Here is a 20390-nt window from a genome sequence, read left to right as displayed (position 1 = left end):
TGTCATGCTGGTCCCGCCGGGTAACGGGCGGTCTTCGGTAGTGGCTGCCGGGTTCGAAGCTTGTGCTCATCGATTCCCCGGCGGCTTCGATCGAACGGCCGTGGCCGATCACCTTCCGGGTCCACTTCGCGCTGGTACGTCCGCGCGCTGACCGCGTGATGGCACGTATGCCCAACGCAGCCTCGTGCTGCTCACTGAGAATGTATGAGAGGTATTCCAGAACCTATGTCTGTTACAGAAATTGAAGAAGGCGTTTTCGAGTCCACCGCGACCATCGACAACGGGACCTTCGGCACCCGCACCATCCGGTTCGAGGCCGGACGGCTGGCCCAGCAGGCCGCCGGCTCCGTCGTCGCCTACCTGGATGACGAGACCATGCTGCTGTCGGCCACGACCGCCAGCAAGAGCCCCAAGGATCATTTCGACTTCTTCCCGCTGACCATTGACGTCGAGGAGCGGATGTATGCCGCGGGCCGGATCCCCGGCTCCTTCTTCCGCCGTGAGGGACGTCCCTCCACCGACGCCATCCTGACCTGTCGTCTCATCGACCGGCCGCTGCGCCCGACCTTCGTCAGCGGGCTGCGCAACGAAATCCAGGTCGTGGTGACGGTGCTGAGCCTGAACCCCGCCGACCTGTACGACGTGCTGGCCATCAACGCCGCGTCGGCGTCCACGCAGATCGCCGGGCTGCCCTTCACCGGCCCCGTCGGCGGTGTCCGGGTAGCCCTGATCGAGGGCCAGTGGGTGGCGTTCCCGACGATCGAGCAGCTGGAGACGGCGGTGTTCGACATGGTCGTCGCCGGCCGTAAGACCGCCGACGATGTCGCCATCATGATGGTCGAGGCCGAGGCCACCGACAACGTCATCGCGCTTGTAGAAGGCGGAGCGGGCGCTCCCACGGAAGCCGTCGTCGCCGAGGGCCTTGAGGCCGCCAAGCCGTTCATCGCCGCGCTGTGCACCGCGCAGCAGGAGCTGGCCGAGAAGGCCGCCAAGCCCGTCGGCGAGTACCCCTTGTTCCCCGAGTACCAGGACGACGCATTCGCCGCCGTCGCTGCCGTGGCCACAGAGCCGCTGTCGCAGGCGCTGTCCATCGCGGGCAAGGCCGAGCGCGACGAGAAGACCGATGAAATCAAGGTCGAGGTTCTGGGTCGTCTGCAGGAGGGCTTCGATGGCCGCGAGAAGGAGATCGGCGCGGCATTCCGTTCGCTCACCAAGAAGCTGGTGCGCCAGCGCATCCTGAAGGACCAGTTCCGTATCGACGGCCGCGGTGTCACCGACATCCGTGCGCTGTCGGCCGAGGTCGCTGTGATCCCGCGGGCGCACGGCAGCGCGCTCTTCGAGCGTGGCGAGACCCAGATCATGGGCGTCACCACCCTCGACATGGTCAAGATGGCCCAGCAGATCGACTCGCTGGGGCCGGAGACCTCGAAGCGCTACATGCACCACTACAACTTCCCGCCGTTCTCGACCGGTGAGACCGGTCGCGTCGGCTCGCCCAAGCGTCGCGAGATCGGCCACGGCGCTCTCGCCGAGCGCGCGCTCATGCCGGTGCTGCCGAGCGTCGAGGAGTTCCCGTACGCCATCCGTCAGGTCTCGGAAGCGTTGGGCTCCAACGGATCCACCTCGATGGGTTCGGTCTGCGCCTCGACACTGTCGCTGCTGAATGCCGGTGTGCCGCTGAAGGCCCCCGTCGCCGGTATCGCCATGGGCCTGGTGTCCGATGACATCGAACTGGCCGACGGAACCACCGAGCGTCGCTTCGTTGCGCTCACCGACATCCTGGGCGCCGAAGATGCCTTCGGCGACATGGACTTCAAGGTCGCCGGCACCAAGGACTTCGTCACGGCTCTGCAGCTCGACACCAAGCTCGACGGCATCCCGTCGCAGGTGCTGGCCGCCGCCCTGTCGCAGGCCAAGGACGCCCGCGCCACCATCCTCGAGGTGATGGCAGAGGCCATCGACGCACCCGACGAGATGAGCCCGTACGCGCCGCGCATCACGACCATCAAGGTGCCGGTCGACAAGATCGGTGAGGTGATCGGGCCCAAGGGCAAGATGATCAACTCGATCACCGAGGAGACCGGCGCCAGCATCTCCATCGAGGATGACGGCACCGTCTTCGTGGGCGCCTCCAACGGCGAGGCGGCGCAGGCCGCGATCGACAAGATCAACGCCATTGCCAACCCGCAGCTGCCCAAGATCGGTGAGCGTTTCCTCGGAACCGTGGTTAAGACAACCGATTTCGGTGCGTTCGTGTCGCTGCTTCCGGGCCGCGACGGACTGGTGCACATCAGCAAGCTCGGCAAGGGCAAGCGGATCGCGAAGGTCGAGGACGTGGTCAAGGTCGGCGACAAGATTCAGGTCGAGATCGCCGACATCGACAACCGCGGCAAGATCTCGCTGGTCCCCGTGGGCGACGACGAGGCCGCGGACGCTTCCGCCGACAGTAACGGTGCGGCCGAGGCCAAGCCGGCAGATGCCGTCGCGGAGTAGCGTTCCGAGCGCCGTACGTCGCACGGTCCTTCCTGGCGGTCTCCGAGTAGTCACCGAGGCGATGCCCTCGGTGCGCTCGGCGTCCGTCGGCGTGTGGGTCGACGTCGGCTCGCGCGATGAGGGGCGCAGTGTCGCCGGTGCGGCACACTTCCTCGAACACCTGCTGTTCAAGTCGACGCCCACGCGGTCGGCGGCCGATATCGCACAGTCGATTGACGCCGTCGGCGGTGAGCTGAACGCATTCACCGCGCGTGAGCAGACCTGCTACTACGCACACGTGCTGGACTCCGATCTGGAGCTGGCGATCGACCTGGTGGCCGATGTGGTGCTGCGTGGACGATGCGCCAGCGAGGACGTCGAGGTCGAGCGCGATGTCGTGCTCGAAGAAATCGCGATGCGCGACGACGACCCCGAGGATCTGTTGGGGGAGGCGTTCCTCGGGGCTCTGTTCGGCGATCATCCGATAGGCCGCAGTGTGCTCGGCAGCTCGGAATCCATATCGACGATGACGCGATCTCAGCTGCATTCGTTTCACGTCCGCCGGTATCGGCCCGAGCGCATGGTGTTGGCCGTGGCCGGGAACATCGAGCACGATCGTGTAGTGCGCTTGGCGCGCAAGTACTTCAAGTCGCATCTGGATTCTTCGGTGAAGACGGTGGCGCCGCGTAAGGGGAGCGGTCGAGTCACGGCAACACCGGGGCTGGAGTTGGTATCGCGGGACGGTGAGCAGGTACACCTGTCGCTGGGAGTGCGTACCCCCGGACGTGGCTGGCAGTACCGCTGGGCGTTGTCGGTGCTCAACAGCGCGTTGGGCGGTGGGCTCAGTTCCCGCCTGTTCCAAGAGATTCGCGAGCAGCGTGGATTGGTGTACGCGGTCTACTCGACGGTGGACACCTTCTCCGATACCGGAGCGTTGTCGGTGTACGCGGGCTGCTCGCCGGAGCGCTTCGACGAGGTGGCCAAGGTGACCTCGCAGGTATTGGGGTCGGTCGTCGAGGGTGGATTCACCGCGGCGGAGATCGAGCGGGCCAAGGGTGCGCTGTCCGGCGGACTTGTTCTGGGGCTTGAGGATTCGGCGTCGCGCATGAACAGAATGGGCCGCAGCGAACTGAACAACGGTAAGCACCGCACGATTTCGGCGACCCTGGACAAGATCGAGGCGGTGACGGTCGACGAAGTCAATGGCATCGCGCGCCAGCTGCTCAGCGGTCGAGCCGGTGCGGCCGTCGTCGGTCCGTACCGATCCAAGCGGACGCTGCCGCGTGCACTGCGAACGATGATCGAATCCGCAAGCTAGGTGCGCGTCGGCAAGATATTCTCTTACTGATGGTCGCCAACGCGATCCAGCGCGTCAGAGAACTGGCGGCTGGCAGATACACAGGGATCGCGACCGCGATAATTCTCTTGTCGTGGTTGGGTTTCGCGTTCCTCCCGCAGCACGCCACCGCCCACACGCAAGCGCCCATGGCCGAGCATATGCCGGGCATGGATCACGCGAACATGGCACCGATGGCCACGCCGGTGGTGCATCAGCCCGCATTGTGGATCGCCATCGTCTCCTGGATTGTCATGACCATCGCGATGATGGGACCGACCACACTTCCTGCGGTCCGGTACGTCGAGCAGAACGTGCCACGGGGCCGCGGGCGTGCGCTGGTTCTCTATGCGGCGGTCTGGCTCGCAATGTGGACGGTGGTTGGCCTGATCATCACCCTGGCGCTCCCCGCCACCGCCAACATCAACCGCTGGTGGTTGTTCGCGGGCGTGCTCCTGCTGACGGCGATGTGGCAGCTCACTCCGATGAAGTGTCGGGCGCTCGGCGAATGTCACGGCTCAACACCGCTGCCTCCGGACGGATGGCCGGCGGCCAAGGGCCTCATGCGATTCGGAGCAATCAGCGGGTGGGCGTGCATCCGCTCCTGCTGGGCCATGATGCTGACGATGGCGGTCGCCCCCTCGGCACACCTGGCGTGGATGGTGGGATTGACCGTCGCGGTCACCTGGGAGCGATTCACCCGGTATCCGCGCCGAACTGCATGGCTTCTTGCGGGCCTGTTCGTCGTCGCGGCTGCTGCGATCGGGGTTTTCGCCATCCAATAGGGTTCGGGCATGGACATCAACGGCAGCGTCGCCATCGTCACCGGAGCCGGTTCTGGAATCGGACAGGCCCTCGCCTGGGGGCTGGCGGATGACGGAGCCAGGGTCGTGGCCGCGGACATCGATGCCGATGCTGTGGCGGCTACTGCCGCGGCGCGGGCGGGCCGCATCATCGGACAGCGTGCCGATGCCGGCTCGAGCGCCGATATCGAGGCCCTCATCGCCTTGGCGGAGAAGGAATTTGGCCCCGTCGATCTCTACGCGGCCAACGCGGGCATTGGCTGTGGTCTAGGACTGGATATCGGCGAGGCCGCTTGGGACCTTGCCTTCGATGTGAATCTGCGCGCACATATCCGGGCGGCAACCTTGCTGACGCCGAAATGGGTGGAGCGCGGACGCGGATACTTTGTGTCGGTCGCTTCTGCTGCCGGGCTGCTCACCCAGCTCGGTTCACCTGCCTATTCGGTGACCAAACACGCGGCCGTCGGTTTCGCCGAATGGCTGTCGATCACTTACGGCGACAAAGGGATCGGGGTGAGCTGCTTATGCCCGATGGGGGTGAAGACCCCGCTGCTTGACGGTCTCACGCAATCCGATGATCCCGCCACCAAGGTGGCCGGTAGCTCGATCACGACCGCCGGGGAGGTACTGGAACCCGAGGCCGTTGCGAGGATCACGCTGGATGCGGTACGTGCGGAGACCTTCCTGGTGCTGCCGCATCCGCAGGTGCTCGATATGTACCGGCAGAAGGGCGCCGATTACGACCGGTGGATCGCCGGCATGCGCCGCTACCAGGGCGTACTCGAAGAGCAGGTCAAGTCCTCGTAGCCGGTGCGCGACACATTGCAGTGACACAGATCACATATTTGTAGCTGATGTGACTAACTCAGCTCTTGTCGTATCAGGCCTCCGGCCTGCTAGCGTTGACGTAAGTTAGCAATTCGTCAACGAAGATGAGGGCGGTAACCGCGCACATGGCAGTCGATAACCCTGTTGACGTAGTGGTCATCGGAGCCGGCATGGCCGGACTGGGAATGGCCGCTCGATTGCGCCAGGCCCGGGTGGAAAGCTTGCTGGTTCTCGAGCAAGCGCCCGAGGTTGGCGGCTACTGGCAGCGCAGCACGTTCGCTGCCGTCGTCGGCGACGAGTTGGCGGTGCAGCAGTCGTATGCGTTTTCGCCCAACACATCGTCCAGCTCTGTGTGGGCCACACGTGACAGTGTCCTGTCCTATCACCGCGACCTCATCGCACGGCATGACCTCGGACCGGTGCTGCGACTGCGGCATCGGGTCACGGCGCTTGCGTACGAACCGGCGAAGGCCACTTGGCGGATCACGGTGGCGGGTAAGAAATCGATCTTCGCGCGGCGCGTCATCGTGGCGGTCGGCGCCGGAACATCGCCGGTGCCGCCGCAACTCGACGGTATCGAGCAGTTCGACGGCCCCGTGCTGAGCACGGCGGACTGGGATCCGGACTTCGATTTCACCGGCCGTAACGTGGCGGTGATCGCGGCGGGGGCCAGCACCGTGCACGTGGTGCCCGAATTGGTCAAGAAGGCGGCACGGGTGCGCGTATTTCAGCGCACCCCGGACTGGGTGCTGCCACGCTGGGGCGGAGAGTCGTCGAGCACGGTCGGGAGGCTGCTTTCGCGTGCATCGGGATCCATTGCGGGACGGGTGGCCAGCCGTTCGCATGAGGCGCTGCGCCGGGGTTTGGTGTGGCGTGGAGTGGGCACCCGGTTCGTCGAGGCGGTGGCCGAGAATCATCTCAACCGCAATGTGAAGGATCCTTGGTTACGTCGCAACCTGCTTCCGGCCTATCGTGCGGGTAGCCGCCGGATTCTGTTCTCCGATGATTTCTATTCGGCGCTGCAGCAAGACAATTGCAAGCTGGTTCCGTGGCCCGTTACCGGAGTGAGCGCCATCGGGGTGCGGTCGGCCGATGCGATGACTCACAAGGCCGACTGTCTGGTCTTCGCCCTCGATGCCCCCGAGGTGCTGATCGAAGCGCCGTTCGCCATCAAGGGGGTTGACGGTTCCACGCTCGACGAGCAGTGGGGTTCGCAGCCGAAGGCTTTCCGTGGTGTGAACGTGCCCGGATTCCCCAATCTTTTCCTGCTCACCGGCCCCGGTTCCGGTTCCAACGCGTTGGCGGGTCTATCACATATCGAGGCGCAAATCGATTATGTGACAGCGTCATTGGCCCTAGTTGATTCGTTGGCTTTTGTCTCCATCGAGGTGCGGAGGGAGCCCCTGGAACGTGAACGGGCGCACGCGATACGGCGATTCGATCGAACCACCTGGCGCGATGGCGTGTTCCGCTGGTACAAGCCCACGGAAACCGTCGGCAGTGAGCTTTTCCCCGGTACGACAAGCGAATTCAGGCGTGCGCTAGCCGACCTGGATGCCGCCGACTACAAGATTCTTACCCAGCAAGAACTCGTGTCCGCCAATTCGACGAAGTTAGGGGTAGCCCAATGACCGCAGTGCTCCCGGACGAGCTGACCAGAGAGAACACCAAGGACATCTCGAAAAACGACGAGTTCTTCGAGAATGTCCTCGGCAAGATCAAGGCCAGGCAGTGGACTCTGGCCGACTTCGACTGGGACAAGCCCGGGGCCGAGACCATCAACCCGGAGCAGTTCGACGACCTCAAGCAATTCATGTCGGACCTGGTGTGGATCGAGCACATCGGTGGCCGAATGATGGGCACGCTGGGTATCACCGCGCCCAGTGACACGCTGCGGGAGATCTACAGCTACTTCCATGCCGAGGAGCAGCGGCACGCCAATGCCGAGATCGCACTGATGCGCCGGTGGGGCATGCTCGAGGAGGGCGAAGTCCCGCCGCAGTCCGGGGATATCAAGGCCCTGTTGCAGGCGCTGCGCGGGTTCGACAACCTCGGTGACCGTCGACTGCCATTCGTCTACATGGCCACTGTCATCCCGTTCTTCGAGGTTGGGCTCGACGGCGCCGTCCTGAAATTCTTGTCCGGCGAGGTCGAGGATCCGCTGTTCCATGAGGTGTTCGCCAAGATCAACTCCGACGAATCACGCCATTTGGCAATTGGATTCGCGGTCATGGACATGCTGGGTACCCGCAAGTTCTCCCGGATGCTGGTGGAGGATGTGGCCCCGCTGCTCAAGCCGGTGACAATCGTGCGGGCAGTTGGCTTGGCCAACCCCCACGTGATCCGCTTCGCGGGCTTTCTGACACGGGTGGGTGACGCGATGCGGAACATGGGTATCGACACGATTCTGATTCAGCGTGCATTCGATCGCTATGCGGAATCAGGCGGCCGCAAGAGCAGTAATGCCAGCCGGTTGCCTGTCTTCCGGGTCCTGCGTTACCCCATTGTGAACAGCACCTATTTCACCGACTTCGATCATCCGCTGCATAAGGTGGGTCGTGCGGTGAACAAGTTCAACGACAAAGTGCCGTATCGCAAGAAGATCAAGACACCGACGTGGACCAACGACCTCACCGCGGAGACCGCGGTCTAGGTAGTGCCCGCCTGCGAGTGACAGTTCCCGGTACAGATCGGGTGTGTCGCTCAGAGGCGGGCACCTCGGAACATGTTCTCTAGGCGAGAACTTCCGCGGGATCGGTGAAGGACAGCCCGAGATCCTCGGCGACGTGCGCATTAAGAAGCGCACCCTCGTGCGTCGAGAGTCCCTTGGCCAGTGCGGCATCCTGTCGGCAAGCCTGCTGCCAACCCTTGTTCGCCAGAGCCAAGACGTACGGCATGGTGGCGTTGGTCAAGGCGAAGGTGGATGTGCGGGGCACGGCGCCGGGCATGTTCGCCACGCAGTAGAACACGCTGTCATGTACCGAGTAGGTCGGCTCGTCGTGGGTGGTGGGCCGCGAGTCGGCGAAGCAACCGCCCTGGTCGATGGCGATGTCCACGAGCACTGAGCCCGGCTTCATCTGGGCTACAAGTGAATTCGATACGAGCTTGGGTGCCTTGGCGCCAGGAATGAGTACTGCGCCGATCACCAGGTCGGCCCGCTTGACGGCCCCCTCCAGGTCCATGGTGGACGAGTAGCGGGTCCGGATCGTGCCACCGAATTCGGCATCCAGCTCGCGCAGCTTGTTGAGGTTGACATCGAAAACCGTCACATGAGCGCCCATTCCGGCGGCGATCCGCGCGGCGTTGTATCCAGCGACACCTCCACCGATGACGACCACGTCGGCGGGGCCGACGCCCGGAACGCCTCCCATCACCACGCCGCGGCCGCCCACCGGAGTCATCAGATGGTAGGCACCGACCTGTGCGGAGAGTCGCCCCGCCACCTCGCTCATCGGAGCCAGCAGGGGGAGTGCGCCATCGGCGGTCTGCACGGTCTCGTAGGCGATCGATGTGGTTTCCGACTTCAGCAGCGCCTCGGTGCAGGGCAGGGATGCCGCCAGGTGCAGGTAGGTGAAGAGAGTCTGGCCGCGACGCATCAGGGCGTACTCGGGCTCGATCGGCTCCTTGACCTTGAGCAGCAGATCGGCTTCGGCCCAGACCTGTTCAGCGCCGTTGATGACCTGCGCGCCAGCGGCTTTGAAGTCAACGTCGGATATCGAAGAGCCCTCACCCGCGCCGGCCTGGACGATCACCTCGTGGCCACGGCGGGTCAGCTCGGCCACCCCGGCCGGGGTGGTAGCTACGCGGTACTCGTTGTTCTTGATCTCGGTAGGGATGCCTACACGCATGATGCTTCTCCTGTTTCGGAACTAAGTCTCGTGTTCAAGTGTGAAGAAGCGTCGGTAAAGGCGCAATAATTATGTGGAAGATTCGCTACATTCCATAGATGACCGCGAAATCACCGGAATCTCGGTACGACATGCCAAGCGCGCCGAATGATGTTCGGCGCGTGGATCTTGATGACGTCGACCGCCGCATTCTGATGGAACTGCATGACGATGCACGAATACCCAACAGTGCGCTCGCCGAGGCTGTGGGGATCGCGGCGTCGACGTGTCATGGACGTGTCCGACGCCTGCAGGAAACCGGGGTGATCCGTGGATTCTTCACCGACGTCGACCCGGCCGCCATCGGCCGGCCCCTGCAAGCGATGATTTCAGTCAGTCTGCAGGCCAACGCGCGCGGAAAGATTCGTACGTTTATCCGGGACATACGTCAACTGCCACAGGTCATCGACGTGTACTTCCTGGCGGGTGCCGACGACTACATCCTGCACGTGGCGGCCCGCGACACCGAGGACCTGAGGTCCTTCGTGGTTGAGAAACTCAACGCACAGCCCGATGTCGCGGGCACGCAGACGTCGTTGATCTTCGAGCACCTACGTGGGGGAGCCCCCTTGTAGAGGTCGCCGCTCAGCTGGTTGCCGGCGCCGGGTCCTCGACGATGTCGTTCGTGTTGCCGTCCTGGCCCACGATCCCGTTCTCATCCACCTCATAGACGTGCGCTTCGGCGATGTTGAAGAACGTGCCGACCACGCGAACTCGCCCGGACACCACGGCCCCGGCCAGAATCGGGTGGTGGATAAGGCGTTCCACCTGGATCGCCACATTCACGACACCGAGCTGGTCGACTTCGTTGAACCCGTGTGCCTCTGCGCTGGTGCGTGCAGGGTGGTGTTCCTGGAAGGCGATGAGGCTGTCGCGGGCATAGTCGAGCCAGCGTCCCACCGGAGTGGTCGGCGCTTCGGTCGACTCGGACAGCAGTGCCTTCATCGCGCCGCATGAGGAATGCCCGCACACCACAACCGAACTCACGTTCAGCTGGTTGATGGCGAAGTCCAGGGATGCGTCTACCGAGCCATCGGCTGGATCGGTGGGCACCACATTTCCGACATTGCGGATCGTGAACAGGTCGCCCGGTCCACTGGCCGTGATGACATTGGGCAGGATGCGCGAATCGCCACAGGTGAGGAAGAGAGCATCGGGATCCTGGTAGTCGGCCAGTTCGGACACATGCGGTCGCAGCGCACCCGAGCCTCGGCTGTTGTACTCGTTGATGCCATCGATGATCGATGCGCCCACGCCGTTGTCGTCGCTGCGTCGCCACGACCGCCACGGCACCAGACCGACAGCGCGCGATACGAAATGCCGCTGTGGCCGGGTGGTGTGGGCGTGGTGCAGCTTGGCGTGTGAGGACTCGACGATCATCACGGTGCCGCCGGCAGCCTCATGAGCACGCTTCCAGTCGGAGATGGCCTCGGAGATGGCGTGGTCGACGTAGTCGGCGTTGATGGCCAGCGTGACATGCGCGCCGGGCGGAACCGTGCTGAGGGTCTTGGTCAGCCGGGGCAGCGACAGGAAGCTCAGGGTGCCGTCGAGCTCGACATGCCACTGCCGTGATCCCTCGGTGCCGAACGGGCGGGCATCCATGTGTGCCCGCATGACCCGGCCCACCAAGATGCCGATAGCCACCACGAGTCCGATGCCCACGCCTTCGAGCAGATTGAGGAACACGACGGACACGATGGTCACCGCGTAGACCGCCAGATCGCCTGTGCGCCAGGCCAACTTCATGTGGGCCAACTTGACCAACTGGACGCCGATGATGATCAACAGACCGGCCAGGGCGGCCTTGGGGATGAGCTGCACCACGCTGCTGAACAGCGAGGCGAACAGCAACACCCACACACCGTGCAGGATCGACGAGGCACGGGTCTTGGCGCCCGCGGCCACGTTGGTCGAGCTACGCACGATCACGCCGGTGATAGGCAAGCCGCCGAGGAAGCCGGAGGCCACGTTGGCGCTGCCCTGACCGATCATCTCGCGATCGAAGTTGGTGCGCGGACCGGTGTGCAGTTTGTCGACGGCGACCGCGGACAACAGCGACTCGACGCTCGCGATCAAAGCGATGGTCAGCACGCCCAAGAGCACTCCGGCCCAGTCTCCGTCGGCCGGGCCGATCAGCGTCGGGAAACTGATCGCGTCAAAGAAGTCACCCGACAGGGAGATTCGCTCGGCTGGGGAGTTGGTGAGGACCGCGAAGGCGGTCGCGGCCACGATCGCCACCAGGGCGCCGGGGATCATGCGAATCTTGGGAGGCAGTTTGGGCCAGAGCAACAGGATCGCAATGACCATGACGCCGATGATCACATCGGGGAGATGGTGGTTGAGGACCCCCTGCGGCAGCGCCTTCAGGTTCTGCCACGCGGAGCTCCGCGATGAGCCACCCATGAGGACATGGACCTGTTGAAGAGCGATGGTCACGCCGATGCCGGCGAGCATGGCGTGCACCACGACCGGTGCGATGGCCAGTGCGGCTCGGGCGATTCGGCTCAGGCCGAACAGGATCTGCAGCAAGCCCGCACCAATGGTGATCAGGCAGGTCATCTGCCAGCCGAACTTGTTGATGATCTCGGCCACCACCACGGTAAGGCCGGCGGCGGGGCCGCTGACCTGCAGTGGTGATCCGCCGATGGCGCCGGCGACGATGCCGCCGACCACGGCGGCGATGAGACCCGCCATCAGCGGGGCACCGGAGGCGATCGCGATACCGAGAGAAAGTGGCAGCGCGACGAGGAAAACGACGAGGGAGGCGGGGAGGTCGTGCCGCAGATTCTGCAGTAACGACGGCTTCGAAGCCTGCTCGGTGACGGAAGTCGTCATGACAGTAAGCCCTATCGGGAAGAAGGGTCGCTGCAGCTGCGACTAGATGCGCATGCGCGACAAAGTGGATAGATGGGTGGGTGAGACGCGTACGACGGCTTCTTTGCCGTCACGGCGACTGCTCAGCGTCTATCTATTCCGATGGTGATAAGGCGTTGTCGTCCCAAATTGTCGGGCGCTCGTGAGAACACGAAGCCCCGCGACACCATGAGCGCCAAGAGGGTCGCGCCCAAGAGCACTGTCATCACGAATGCGGCCGGAACCGGTATCGAGCCAGGTTGCTGGCGGATCCGTGTAGCGGTCGCGCTGACAGGACTCTTGACGTGTTCGTGGACTTCCTCGGGCAGCAGGTTGGATGCTGGCGAAGTTCCAATGATGGCTGCTCGCCATCCGAACATCTGCCCGTGTGTGGCAGGTCCAAGGAAACACAGGGCCGCAAGGAGAGCGATCGCGACGCCCCCCGCGCGCATGTATCGCTTGCGGCCCGACATGGGCTCCAGAGTACCAGTGTGGGCCTCAAACTGGAGGTATCGCAGCTAGAGATATGTTTCTGAGAGGAACCTGAGAGCGCTGCGTGACCCCGGCAAATGGTTGCCAGGGCCGTGACTACCGTCACAGTTGGTTGCTCCGTCGACGAGAATTACACCCGATTGTCTGATCAAAAAAAGGCTCAACCAGGAGTTGACATCGTCGCCTGGCAAATCGATCGGGTGATAGACGTAGCGTAGCTCGGGTAGACGCCCGGTGTCGTCCTGGTGAACTTTCCTTGGTGCGGCAACCTCGCGCCGGCCGAGGCGGGTGAATGTGTCGCTCATAGTCGGGCGTCATCTGTGCCCTCTCGGCACCGGGGATTAGGGTGACCGGCGTGACTAATATCGCGACCGGAGTGCTCGGAGCGCAGGGCAAGGTTGGCCAGGCCATGTGTCAGGCCGTTGAGGCGGCCGGTGATCTTGACCTGGTGGCCGCAGTCGACAAGGACGACTCGCTGGAGGCGCTCACCGCGGCCCGCGTCGTCATCGACTTCACCCATCCCGATGTCGTCATGGACAATCTGAAGTTCTTGATAAGCAACGGAATTCATGCCGTTGTCGGTACCACGGGATTCACCGATGAGCGCTTGGACCAGGTGCGGGCGTGGCTGGCCGATAGCCCCGGCGCGGCGGTGCTTATCGCCCCGAACTTCGCGATCGGCGCCGTTCTGTCGATGAAGTTCGCCCAGCAGGCCGCCCGATTCTTCGAGTCGGTCGAGGTCATCGAGCTGCACCACCCCAACAAGGCGGATGCCCCGTCAGGAACGGCCACGCGCACCGCACGACTGATCGCCGAGGCCCGCAAGGGATTGCCACCGAGCCCCGATGCCACCAGCACCGGGATCGACGGGGCACGCGGCGCCGATGTCGACGGAGTGCGGGTGCACGCGGTGCGAGTCGCCGGACTCGTCGCCCATCAGGAGGTGTTGTTCGGGACCACCGGCGAGACATTGACCATCCGCCACGACAGCATCGACCGGTCGTCCTTCGCGCCGGGTGTGCTGCTGGCCGTGCGCAACGTCGCCGCCCGGCCTGGCCTCACGATCGGCATCGAGCCCCTGCTGGAGCTGTAGTGTCCGCCGCAGCCCGGGTCAAGATCCTCATCGCGTTCATGTGCGCGGCGATGATCGGGTATTTCCTGATCCTGGGCCGGATGGGCATCACGTTGATCGGCACCGGGAAACCGGCGGCGGTCGGCCTGGGTCTTGCCGTGCTGATCCTTCCGTTCATCGGCCTGTGGGCGATGGTCGCGACCCTGCGCGCGGGCTTCGCGCATCAACGGCTCGCGAATCTGGCCTCAGGGTTGGGGCGCGATCTCGACGTGAGTGCGCTACGGAAGACGCCGTCGGGACGCGTCAATCGCGAGGATGCGGACGCGCTCTTCGCGACCGTCAAGGCAGAGGTGGAGGCCGAACCCGACGACTGGGTGGGGTGGTATCGGCTGGCTCGCGCATATGACTATGCGGGGGATCGGGGCCGCGCCCGCGAGACGATGCGCACCGCCGTGCAGATGCAGCAGGACGCGGCCGGATGAGTCGCCTGCTGATCGTCCACCACACGCCGTCGCCGGCCACCCGAGAACTGCTGGAAGCGGTGTTGGCGGGCGTGAAGGACCCCGACATCTCCGGAGTCGAGGTCGTGATCAGGCCCGCTCTTGCCGCCACGATTACCGACATGCTGGATGCCGACGGCTACCTGTTTGGCACCAGCGCGAATTTCGGATACATGTCCGGCGCCCTCAAGCATTTCTTCGACACGGTCTACTACCCGAGCCTCGATCATGTCGCCACACGTCCCTACGGACTATGGGTGCACGGCAACAACGACACAGTCGGTGCGGTGTCCGCGGTGGACAAGATCGCGACCGGGCTGGCACTGGAGAAAGCTGCCGACGCGCTCGAGGTGGTCGGGCCGATCGACGCATCCGTGCGCGAGCAGGCCTATAACCTTGGCGGCACGCTCGCCGCGATCTTGATGCATTGAGGAGACTGGCATGCCCGGACTTGCCGAACTTGCCCTGGGAGCCGCGCCTATCGCCGGGGGCGCCCTACTGGGCGCCGTCGCAGGCAATCTGAAGCCGCCGGATTTCCGGTCGTTGATCGCTAAAGACTTCGATCTGCTCGACCGCATCCCGCAAGAGCAGACGGAGCGTCGCGCCGCGTTCCAGCGCACGATCGATCAGCGGATCGACGATCTGATCGCCAGCACCGATCGCGGCCGGTCACTGCGTGAGGCCGCGCTCTCTTACGGCGGTGGTTGGCGCGACGTTTTGGTGTTTGTCGGTGCTGTTCTGTTCACGGTGATCTGGTGGAACGTCGAGCACACCCGGAGCAACTGGCTGGTCATGTTCCTGGTCATGCTGGCGCTGACGCTGGTGGCCGGTTTCTACGCACTGCGCTCGCTATTGCGTTCGCTGCACGGATTGAGCGGCAGGTTGAGCCACCGGTCCCGGGGTTCGTCATAACGAGCTCTGGCAATTCCGTGGCAAATTCGAATCTGTCATATTCGAGATAGTCTGTTATATCGGATTTCAGAGATTACGCGATGTTAATCGAATGGAATCTCTGGTGGCGCCGGGCATCCACGCAATGGACATAGATTGTGGCTTATCTATTCAGCCCACATGAAATCGGAAACAGCCTTGAACGCCACGATACGCGCGACCGACACTGTCGATATTCACCGGATGCTCTCGGTGGCAGAATCGGAATTGAACCATCTGCGCAAGTACACAACCATTTGGTATGTGGCCTGGTTACGGGGCGATCTGGACATATCCGCACTGAGTGCGGCGGCGACGGCTTTACAGCACAGACATCCATTCCTCGCGGCCCGAGTCGATCCGGTCGGCCGCCGTTTTCGGGTCGCCACCGAGCCCGTGAGGGACGTGGTGACTCTGCGGACTGAGCCGCTGGCCGATGTCGCGACACTTCCGGTGTTATCGCTCGACGACGGAACGTTCGCGGTCCTGGTGCATCCCAGCGAAGTAGGTCACGCCGTCGCAGTGGGAGTGGATCATTCGATCGCCGATGCACGCCTGAGTTACGTCTACTTCTACGAACTATGGGAGCTCTACACCCAGATTGTGATGACGGGCGAAATTCCACATCCACCGCGCCAGCCCATTCCCGTGGCACCGGAGGCCGCGATGGAGAGCCGGGGGGTTGTGCGCACCACTCTCCCGGACAAGCACTGGTTCGGTGCTACGTCCTGGGGTGGCCGACAGCAGGAATCCGCCGCCGTCTCAGCCCCTGTGCTGGGGTGGAAGCAGCGCTTCGATCCGGAGGTCTCCGCCGCATTGCGGACTGCGGCGCGGCAACGCCAAACCACCGTGAACACGCTGATTACGGGTGTGATCGCACTGGCGGAACGCGCGTTGATCCCCGTGGACGCCGACGAGCCGGTGAATCTGGGCTTCGAATCGCTCGTGGACTATCGCCGCCATCTGACGCCGCCCGCCGAACTCGGCGAGATCGCCAACGGAATCATGATCGCGCGAAGTCAAGTAACGGTCCGCATGAATGACGACCCCGTGCATGTCGGCTCTGAGGTGGCGCGTCAAATTCGTGAGGACATCGACACAGGTTTTCTCGTGCAAAGCGTGCATCACATCGCCGATGGTGTTTTGACGGGCAGTTTTGGACCATTCATCCGGATTACCAACCCCGGTGTTCTGCCCATCCCGTCCTTGCCGCAGGGCCTGATCCTGGAAGACTTCGACGCCCAGCTGACCACGCCACCGGCCCCCATCGCGGGAGGAGTGCGCGTGCCGCAGGCGTCCCGTTACGAGGTCTACTCGATCGGCGACGAGTTCACCATCGTGTGCAAGTTCCCCGCCGCGTCGCTCACCGACGATCAGGCGGCCGCGCTGCGCACAGATATCGTCGCGCGGGTCCACGGGCTCGCGAGCCGATAGTGGATGCTGCGCATGCGTCGCTCTTCGTGCGTCGGAGGCCGGGGATCGTCACAGCCGCGAAGTAAGCTAGCTGCGTGCCCGTTCCCACTCCTTACGAGGATCTGTTGCGTCTCGTGCTCGACCAGGGCACACCGAAGTCGGATCGCACCGGCACCGGCACCCGCAGCGTCTTCGGCCACCAGCTGCGCTACCGCCTGGACGAGGGCTTCCCGCTGATCACCACCAAGCGAGTCCATCTGAAGTCGGTGATCTACGAGCTGCTGTGGTTCCTGCGCGGCGAATCCAACGTCCGTTGGCTCCAAGAGCGCGGGGTCACCATCTGGGATGAGTGGGCATCGGAGACGGGAGAGCTGGGTCCGGTGTACGGGGTGCAGTGGCGATCGTGGCCCACCCCCTCGGGTGAGCACATCGACCAGATCAGTGCCGCGCTCGACCTGCTGCGCACCGATCCCGATTCGCGCCGCAACATCGTCTCGGCCTGGAACGTGGGCGAGATCCCGCAGATGGCGTTGCCGCCGTGTCACGCGTTCTTTCAGTTCTATGTCGCGGACGGCAAGCTGAGCTGTCAGCTGTATCAGCGCAGTGCCGATTTGTTTCTCGGCGTTCCGTTCAACATCGCCAGCTATGCACTGCTCACGCACATGATGGCGGCGCAGGCGGGGCTGGGCGTGGGCGATTTTGTGTGGACCGGTGGCGACTGCCATATCTACGACAATCACATCGAGCAGGTCACCGAGCAGCTCAGTCGCGATCCGTATCCGTATCCCCGGCTTGTTCTGGCGCAGCGTGATTCGGTATTCGACTACGAGTACGAAGATGTCACGGTCGAGAACTATCGGCACCATCCGGCCATCAAGGCGCCTGTCGCAGTATGACGGGGACCATCGGGCTGATCTGGGCACAATCCCGCGACGGCGTCATCGGCGCGGATGGCGCCATCCCGTGGCGGCTGCCGGAGGATCAAGCACGCTTCAAGCGAATCACTATGGGGCACACGGTGATCATGGGCCGCAAGACCTGGGAGTCGCTGCCCTCCAGTGTCCGGCCGTTGCCGGGGCGGCCCAACATCGTGCTGACCCGGGATGCGTTGTTCGAACCGGACGGAGCGTTGGCCGTCGGGTGTGCCGACGCCGCGCTGGCCGCCTCCGATGAGGCGCCGTGGGTCATCGGAGGCGGCGAGATCTACCGGCTGTTCCTGCCCTTGGCGCAGCGATGCGAGGTGACGGTGGTGGACGCCGATGTGCCGGGCGATGCCCTTGCTCCGGAGCTCGACGAGAGCTGGTTGGCAGAGGGAAATGATTGGCAGACAAGTGAATCCGGGTTGCGATACCAGTTCCTGAGTTACCGGAAGGTCGACGTGTGAGGCCTGCGCTCCTCCGAGTGGTCGTCGTGATGGCCGCCGCGGTGCTGGCACTTACCGGCTGTACCCGCGTCGTTGACGGAACCGCGTCGGCCCCCGCTGCAGCCGCAGGCTGGGGCAGTAGCCAAGGTGCCGGTGTGACGGTGGGCGGCGCGGGCGACGTCGCAGCCGGGATCACGGTGTTCGTCGACTTCCAATGCCCGTTCTGTCAGCGATTCGAAGCCGAGTACGGCGAGGAGATCACGAAGTACGTCACCGAGGGGCGCTTGCAGGTGACCTATAGGCCGGTGAGCTTTCTGGACCCGATCTCGGCCAGCGGTGACTACTCATCGCGGGCGTCGGCCGCGCTGTTCCTGATCGACAAGGCGGGTGCGGCCGATGCCGTGATCCTGGGCTTCATCGGGGAGATGTTCCGGAGGCAACCGGTCGAAGGCGTGGGGAACCTCACCAATCTGCAGATCAGCGAGATTGCCGCCGGTGCCGGAGTGACGGGCGATGTCCTGCACGAGATTTCGTCTCTTCAGGTCACCGATGCCGATCGGCAGCGGACGGCGGGCAATGAGCAGCAGCTGACGGACCACGGCCTGGGCGGTGTCCCCGGCGTCATTGACAGTTCGGGGGAGATGGTCGACCCGTCCGACGCCGATTGGTTGGCCCGCCTCGTGGGAGCACGGTGAGCCGGGCGGGGTTGAGCATCGTGCAGGCGCGTCGCATCGCGATTGCGGCGCAGGGCTTCACCGACGTGCCCGCGACTTCGGTCACCCGTGCTCACTTGCGTAAACTCATCTCCAGAATTCAGGTACTACAACTGGATTCGGTATCCGTGGCGGTGCGTGCGCACTACGCCCCGGTGTTCAGCAGGCTCGGGCCCTACGACCGCTCACTTCTTGATGACGCCGCCTGGAGCCACAGCACGCGTACGCCTCGGCTGCTCATTGAGTATTGGGCGCACGAAGCGGCGCTGATGTCCATCCAGGACTGGCCGCTGATGCGCTGGCGCATGCGCGAGTACCGGCATGGGCGGTGGGCGCGAAAGTTCGTCGAGGAGAACCCGGGCCTTGTTGATGAGGTGCTGGCCGCCGTCGCCGAACTCGGGCCCAGTACCGCCGGGCAGATCGAGGCGCACCTGGAAAAGGAAGCGCCGGGCCGCAAGGGCCCATGGTGGGATCGCAGTGAGACCAAGTGGATCGCGGAAGCCTTGTTCTCTTCGGGCGAGCTGACCACCGACAAGCGCGTCGGATTCTCGCGGCATTATCAGCTGGCGCACAAGGTGATTCCTGCCGACATCTACCAACGCGAAATCTCCGATGAGGAGGCCGTACTGGAACTGGCACGCCGCGCGGTGCGTGCGCTGGGCATGGGAACCGAGGCCGATATCCGTGACTACTTCCGGCTCTCGGCGGGGCAGATCAAACCGGCACTGGCCGCGCTCGCGGATGCGGGGGAAGTCGAGAGGGTAACCGTCGAGGGCTGGAGCGCACCAGCGTATCTGGCTGCCGGGCAGACGATTCCACGTACCGACCGGGGCACGGCGCTGTTGTGCCCGTTCGATCCGCTGATCTTCTTCCGTCCCAGGGTCGAGCGGCTCTTCGACTTTCACTATCGCATCGAGATCTACACGCCGGCACCCAAGCGGCAGTACGGCTACTACGTCTGGCCGTTTCTGCTCGACGGGCATCTGGTCGGCAGGGTCGATCTGAAGGCCGACCGTGCGGCCGGGACACTCAATGTCATCGGTGCGTTCGCCGAGCAGGGACAGGACCCGGCGCGCATCGCGGGGCCGCTTGCCGCACAGCTGACCGATATGGCGTCGTGGCTGGGTTTGGATTCCGTCGCGGTCGGCAGGCGCGGCGACTTGGTCAGAGCGCTGGGCGGCGCGCTTCGAACGACACGGTGACGGGGTCGGCGACCTTCAGAGATCCCATCGCCATCGAGAACGGCTTCACCTGGTACGCCCGCTGCGATATCTCAGTGGTGAGGTGCAGCAGCTGGTCGTCGCCGTCCTCGGTCACCGCGAGGTCCAGCTCGACACTCTGTGTCACGCCATGGATCGTCAGCGGACCATGCATGCGGTAGTTCGCGGCCTTTTTGGTGATCGTCTCCGCGTGGAATTCGATGAGGGGAAAACGTTTGGAGTTCAGAGTTTTCAGCGCATTGGATCGCACGATGATCTTCTCGGGTGCCGAAAGTGGTGTCAGTCCACCTTCGCCGCTCTCGACCTGCAGTGAGTCCACCTCGACGACGACACTGGCCGACGACGGCTGGTCATCGGGTCCGTCGACCGTGACAGTCCACGTCCCCATGGCGAGCGTCAATCGGTGCCCCATCCGTGCGGCTGGTCCGGTGACGCCGGTGTGCAGGGTCAGGGTGCCGTTCTCGGGTCCAAGCGTCCAGGAGCTCACGGGGCCGATCGTAAAGGTGTC

The 20390-nt window shown here is 64.0% G+C and carries 20 protein-coding genes; 16 read left to right on the top strand and 4 right to left on the bottom strand.

Annotated features, from left to right (window positions below; translation table 11 throughout):
• Positions 1-225: 225 nt before the first annotated feature.
• The 6 genes from MSTE_RS15220 to MSTE_RS15195 all read left to right on the top strand — a co-directional run bounded on the left by MSTE_RS15220 (position 226) and on the right by MSTE_RS15195 (position 8092).
• Positions 226-2493 (top strand): polyribonucleotide nucleotidyltransferase, encoded by a 2268-nt coding sequence (locus tag MSTE_RS15220; RefSeq protein ID WP_096502428.1) that lies wholly within the window; start codon positions 226-228, stop codon positions 2491-2493.
• On the top strand, positions 2477-3790 hold the full coding sequence (locus MSTE_RS15215; protein ID WP_078322164.1) for a M16 family metallopeptidase: 1314 nt from the start codon (positions 2477-2479) through the stop codon (positions 3788-3790). Before MSTE_RS15220 ends, MSTE_RS15215 begins: the two co-directional genes overlap by 17 nt.
• A 29-nt stretch (positions 3791-3819) precedes the next feature.
• Positions 3820-4593, top strand: coding sequence for a DUF2182 domain-containing protein (locus MSTE_RS15210; RefSeq protein WP_096502426.1), 774 nt, complete (start codon positions 3820-3822; stop codon positions 4591-4593).
• A gap of 9 nt (positions 4594-4602) precedes the next feature.
• Positions 4603-5418, top strand: coding sequence for an SDR family oxidoreductase (locus MSTE_RS15205; protein WP_096502424.1), 816 nt, complete (start codon positions 4603-4605; stop codon positions 5416-5418).
• A gap of 146 nt (positions 5419-5564) precedes the next feature.
• The gene (locus tag MSTE_RS15200) at positions 5565-7070 is read left to right on the top strand and encodes a flavin-containing monooxygenase (protein ID WP_096502422.1); all 1506 of its coding nucleotides are present in this window, start codon (positions 5565-5567) and stop codon (positions 7068-7070) included.
• On the top strand, positions 7067-8092 hold the full coding sequence (locus MSTE_RS15195; RefSeq protein WP_096502420.1) for a hypothetical protein: 1026 nt from the start codon (positions 7067-7069) through the stop codon (positions 8090-8092). The genes MSTE_RS15200 and MSTE_RS15195 overlap by 4 nt, the downstream gene beginning before the upstream one ends.
• 79 nt (positions 8093-8171) lie before the next feature.
• On the opposite strand, the gene ald is transcribed toward MSTE_RS15195, so the two are convergent.
• Positions 8172-9287, bottom strand: a complete 1116-nt coding sequence (gene ald, locus MSTE_RS15190) for an alanine dehydrogenase (RefSeq protein ID WP_096502418.1) — start codon at positions 9285-9287, stop codon at positions 8172-8174.
• 98 nt (positions 9288-9385) lie between these two features.
• Here ald and MSTE_RS15185 point away from each other — a divergent pair, with 98 nt between their 5' ends.
• Positions 9386-9901, top strand: a complete 516-nt coding sequence (locus MSTE_RS15185; protein ID WP_096502416.1) for an HTH-type transcriptional regulator AldR — start codon at positions 9386-9388, stop codon at positions 9899-9901.
• 10 nt (positions 9902-9911) lie between these two features.
• On the opposite strand, the gene MSTE_RS15180 is transcribed toward MSTE_RS15185, so the two are convergent.
• Positions 9912-12161: a SulP family inorganic anion transporter gene (locus MSTE_RS15180; protein WP_096502414.1), complete on the bottom strand. Its 2250-nt coding sequence runs from the start codon at positions 12159-12161 to the stop codon at positions 9912-9914.
• Between the two features lie 122 nt (positions 12162-12283).
• Positions 12284-12559 carry a hypothetical protein gene (locus MSTE_RS25545; RefSeq protein ID WP_162291659.1) on the bottom strand — a complete coding sequence of 92 codons (276 nt, stop codon included), beginning with the start codon at positions 12557-12559 and terminating at the stop codon, positions 12284-12286.
• 476 nt (positions 12560-13035) lie between these two features.
• Here MSTE_RS25545 and dapB point away from each other — a divergent pair, with 476 nt between their 5' ends.
• The 9 genes from dapB to MSTE_RS15130 all read left to right on the top strand — a co-directional run bounded on the left by dapB (position 13036) and on the right by MSTE_RS15130 (position 19864).
• Positions 13036-13764 carry a 4-hydroxy-tetrahydrodipicolinate reductase gene (gene dapB, locus MSTE_RS15170; protein ID WP_162291658.1) on the top strand — a complete coding sequence of 243 codons (729 nt, stop codon included), beginning with the start codon at positions 13036-13038 and terminating at the stop codon, positions 13762-13764.
• Entirely contained in the window at positions 13764-14225 is a 462-nt protein-coding gene (locus MSTE_RS15165; protein ID WP_096502410.1) for a hypothetical protein, read from the top strand. The genes dapB and MSTE_RS15165 overlap by 1 nt, the downstream gene beginning before the upstream one ends.
• Entirely contained in the window at positions 14222-14674 is a 453-nt protein-coding gene (locus MSTE_RS15160; RefSeq protein ID WP_096502408.1) for a flavodoxin family protein, read from the top strand. The genes MSTE_RS15165 and MSTE_RS15160 overlap by 4 nt, the downstream gene beginning before the upstream one ends.
• A 10-nt stretch (positions 14675-14684) precedes the next feature.
• Positions 14685-15155: a hypothetical protein gene (locus MSTE_RS15155; RefSeq protein ID WP_096502406.1), complete on the top strand. Its 471-nt coding sequence runs from the start codon at positions 14685-14687 to the stop codon at positions 15153-15155.
• 177 nt (positions 15156-15332) lie between these two features.
• Positions 15333-16607: a phthiocerol/phthiodiolone dimycocerosyl transferase family protein gene (locus MSTE_RS15150; RefSeq protein WP_162291657.1), complete on the top strand. Its 1275-nt coding sequence runs from the start codon at positions 15333-15335 to the stop codon at positions 16605-16607.
• 74 nt (positions 16608-16681) lie between these two features.
• The gene (locus MSTE_RS15145; protein ID WP_096502404.1) at positions 16682-17482 is read left to right on the top strand and encodes a thymidylate synthase; all 801 of its coding nucleotides are present in this window, start codon (positions 16682-16684) and stop codon (positions 17480-17482) included.
• Positions 17479-17970, top strand: a complete 492-nt coding sequence (locus MSTE_RS15140; protein WP_030093884.1) for a dihydrofolate reductase — start codon at positions 17479-17481, stop codon at positions 17968-17970. The genes MSTE_RS15145 and MSTE_RS15140 overlap by 4 nt, the downstream gene beginning before the upstream one ends.
• Before the next feature lie 29 nt (positions 17971-17999).
• Positions 18000-18644 carry a DsbA family protein gene (locus MSTE_RS15135; RefSeq protein ID WP_064410363.1) on the top strand — a complete coding sequence of 215 codons (645 nt, stop codon included), beginning with the start codon at positions 18000-18002 and terminating at the stop codon, positions 18642-18644.
• 11 nt (positions 18645-18655) lie between these two features.
• Positions 18656-19864 carry a winged helix-turn-helix domain-containing protein gene (locus tag MSTE_RS15130; protein WP_162291656.1) on the top strand — a complete coding sequence of 403 codons (1209 nt, stop codon included), beginning with the start codon at positions 18656-18658 and terminating at the stop codon, positions 19862-19864.
• On the opposite strand, the gene MSTE_RS15125 is transcribed toward MSTE_RS15130, so the two are convergent.
• Positions 19827-20369 (bottom strand): YceI family protein, encoded by a 543-nt coding sequence (locus MSTE_RS15125; protein WP_096502400.1) that lies wholly within the window; start codon positions 20367-20369, stop codon positions 19827-19829. The genes MSTE_RS15130 and MSTE_RS15125 overlap by 38 nt on opposite strands.
• Positions 20370-20390 lie beyond the last annotated feature (21 nt).

Source organism: [Mycobacterium] stephanolepidis (assembly GCF_002356335.1).
GTDB lineage: Bacteria > Actinomycetota > Actinomycetes > Mycobacteriales > Mycobacteriaceae > Mycobacterium > Mycobacterium stephanolepidis.
This window is presented reverse-complemented; position numbering and strand designations above follow the sequence as displayed.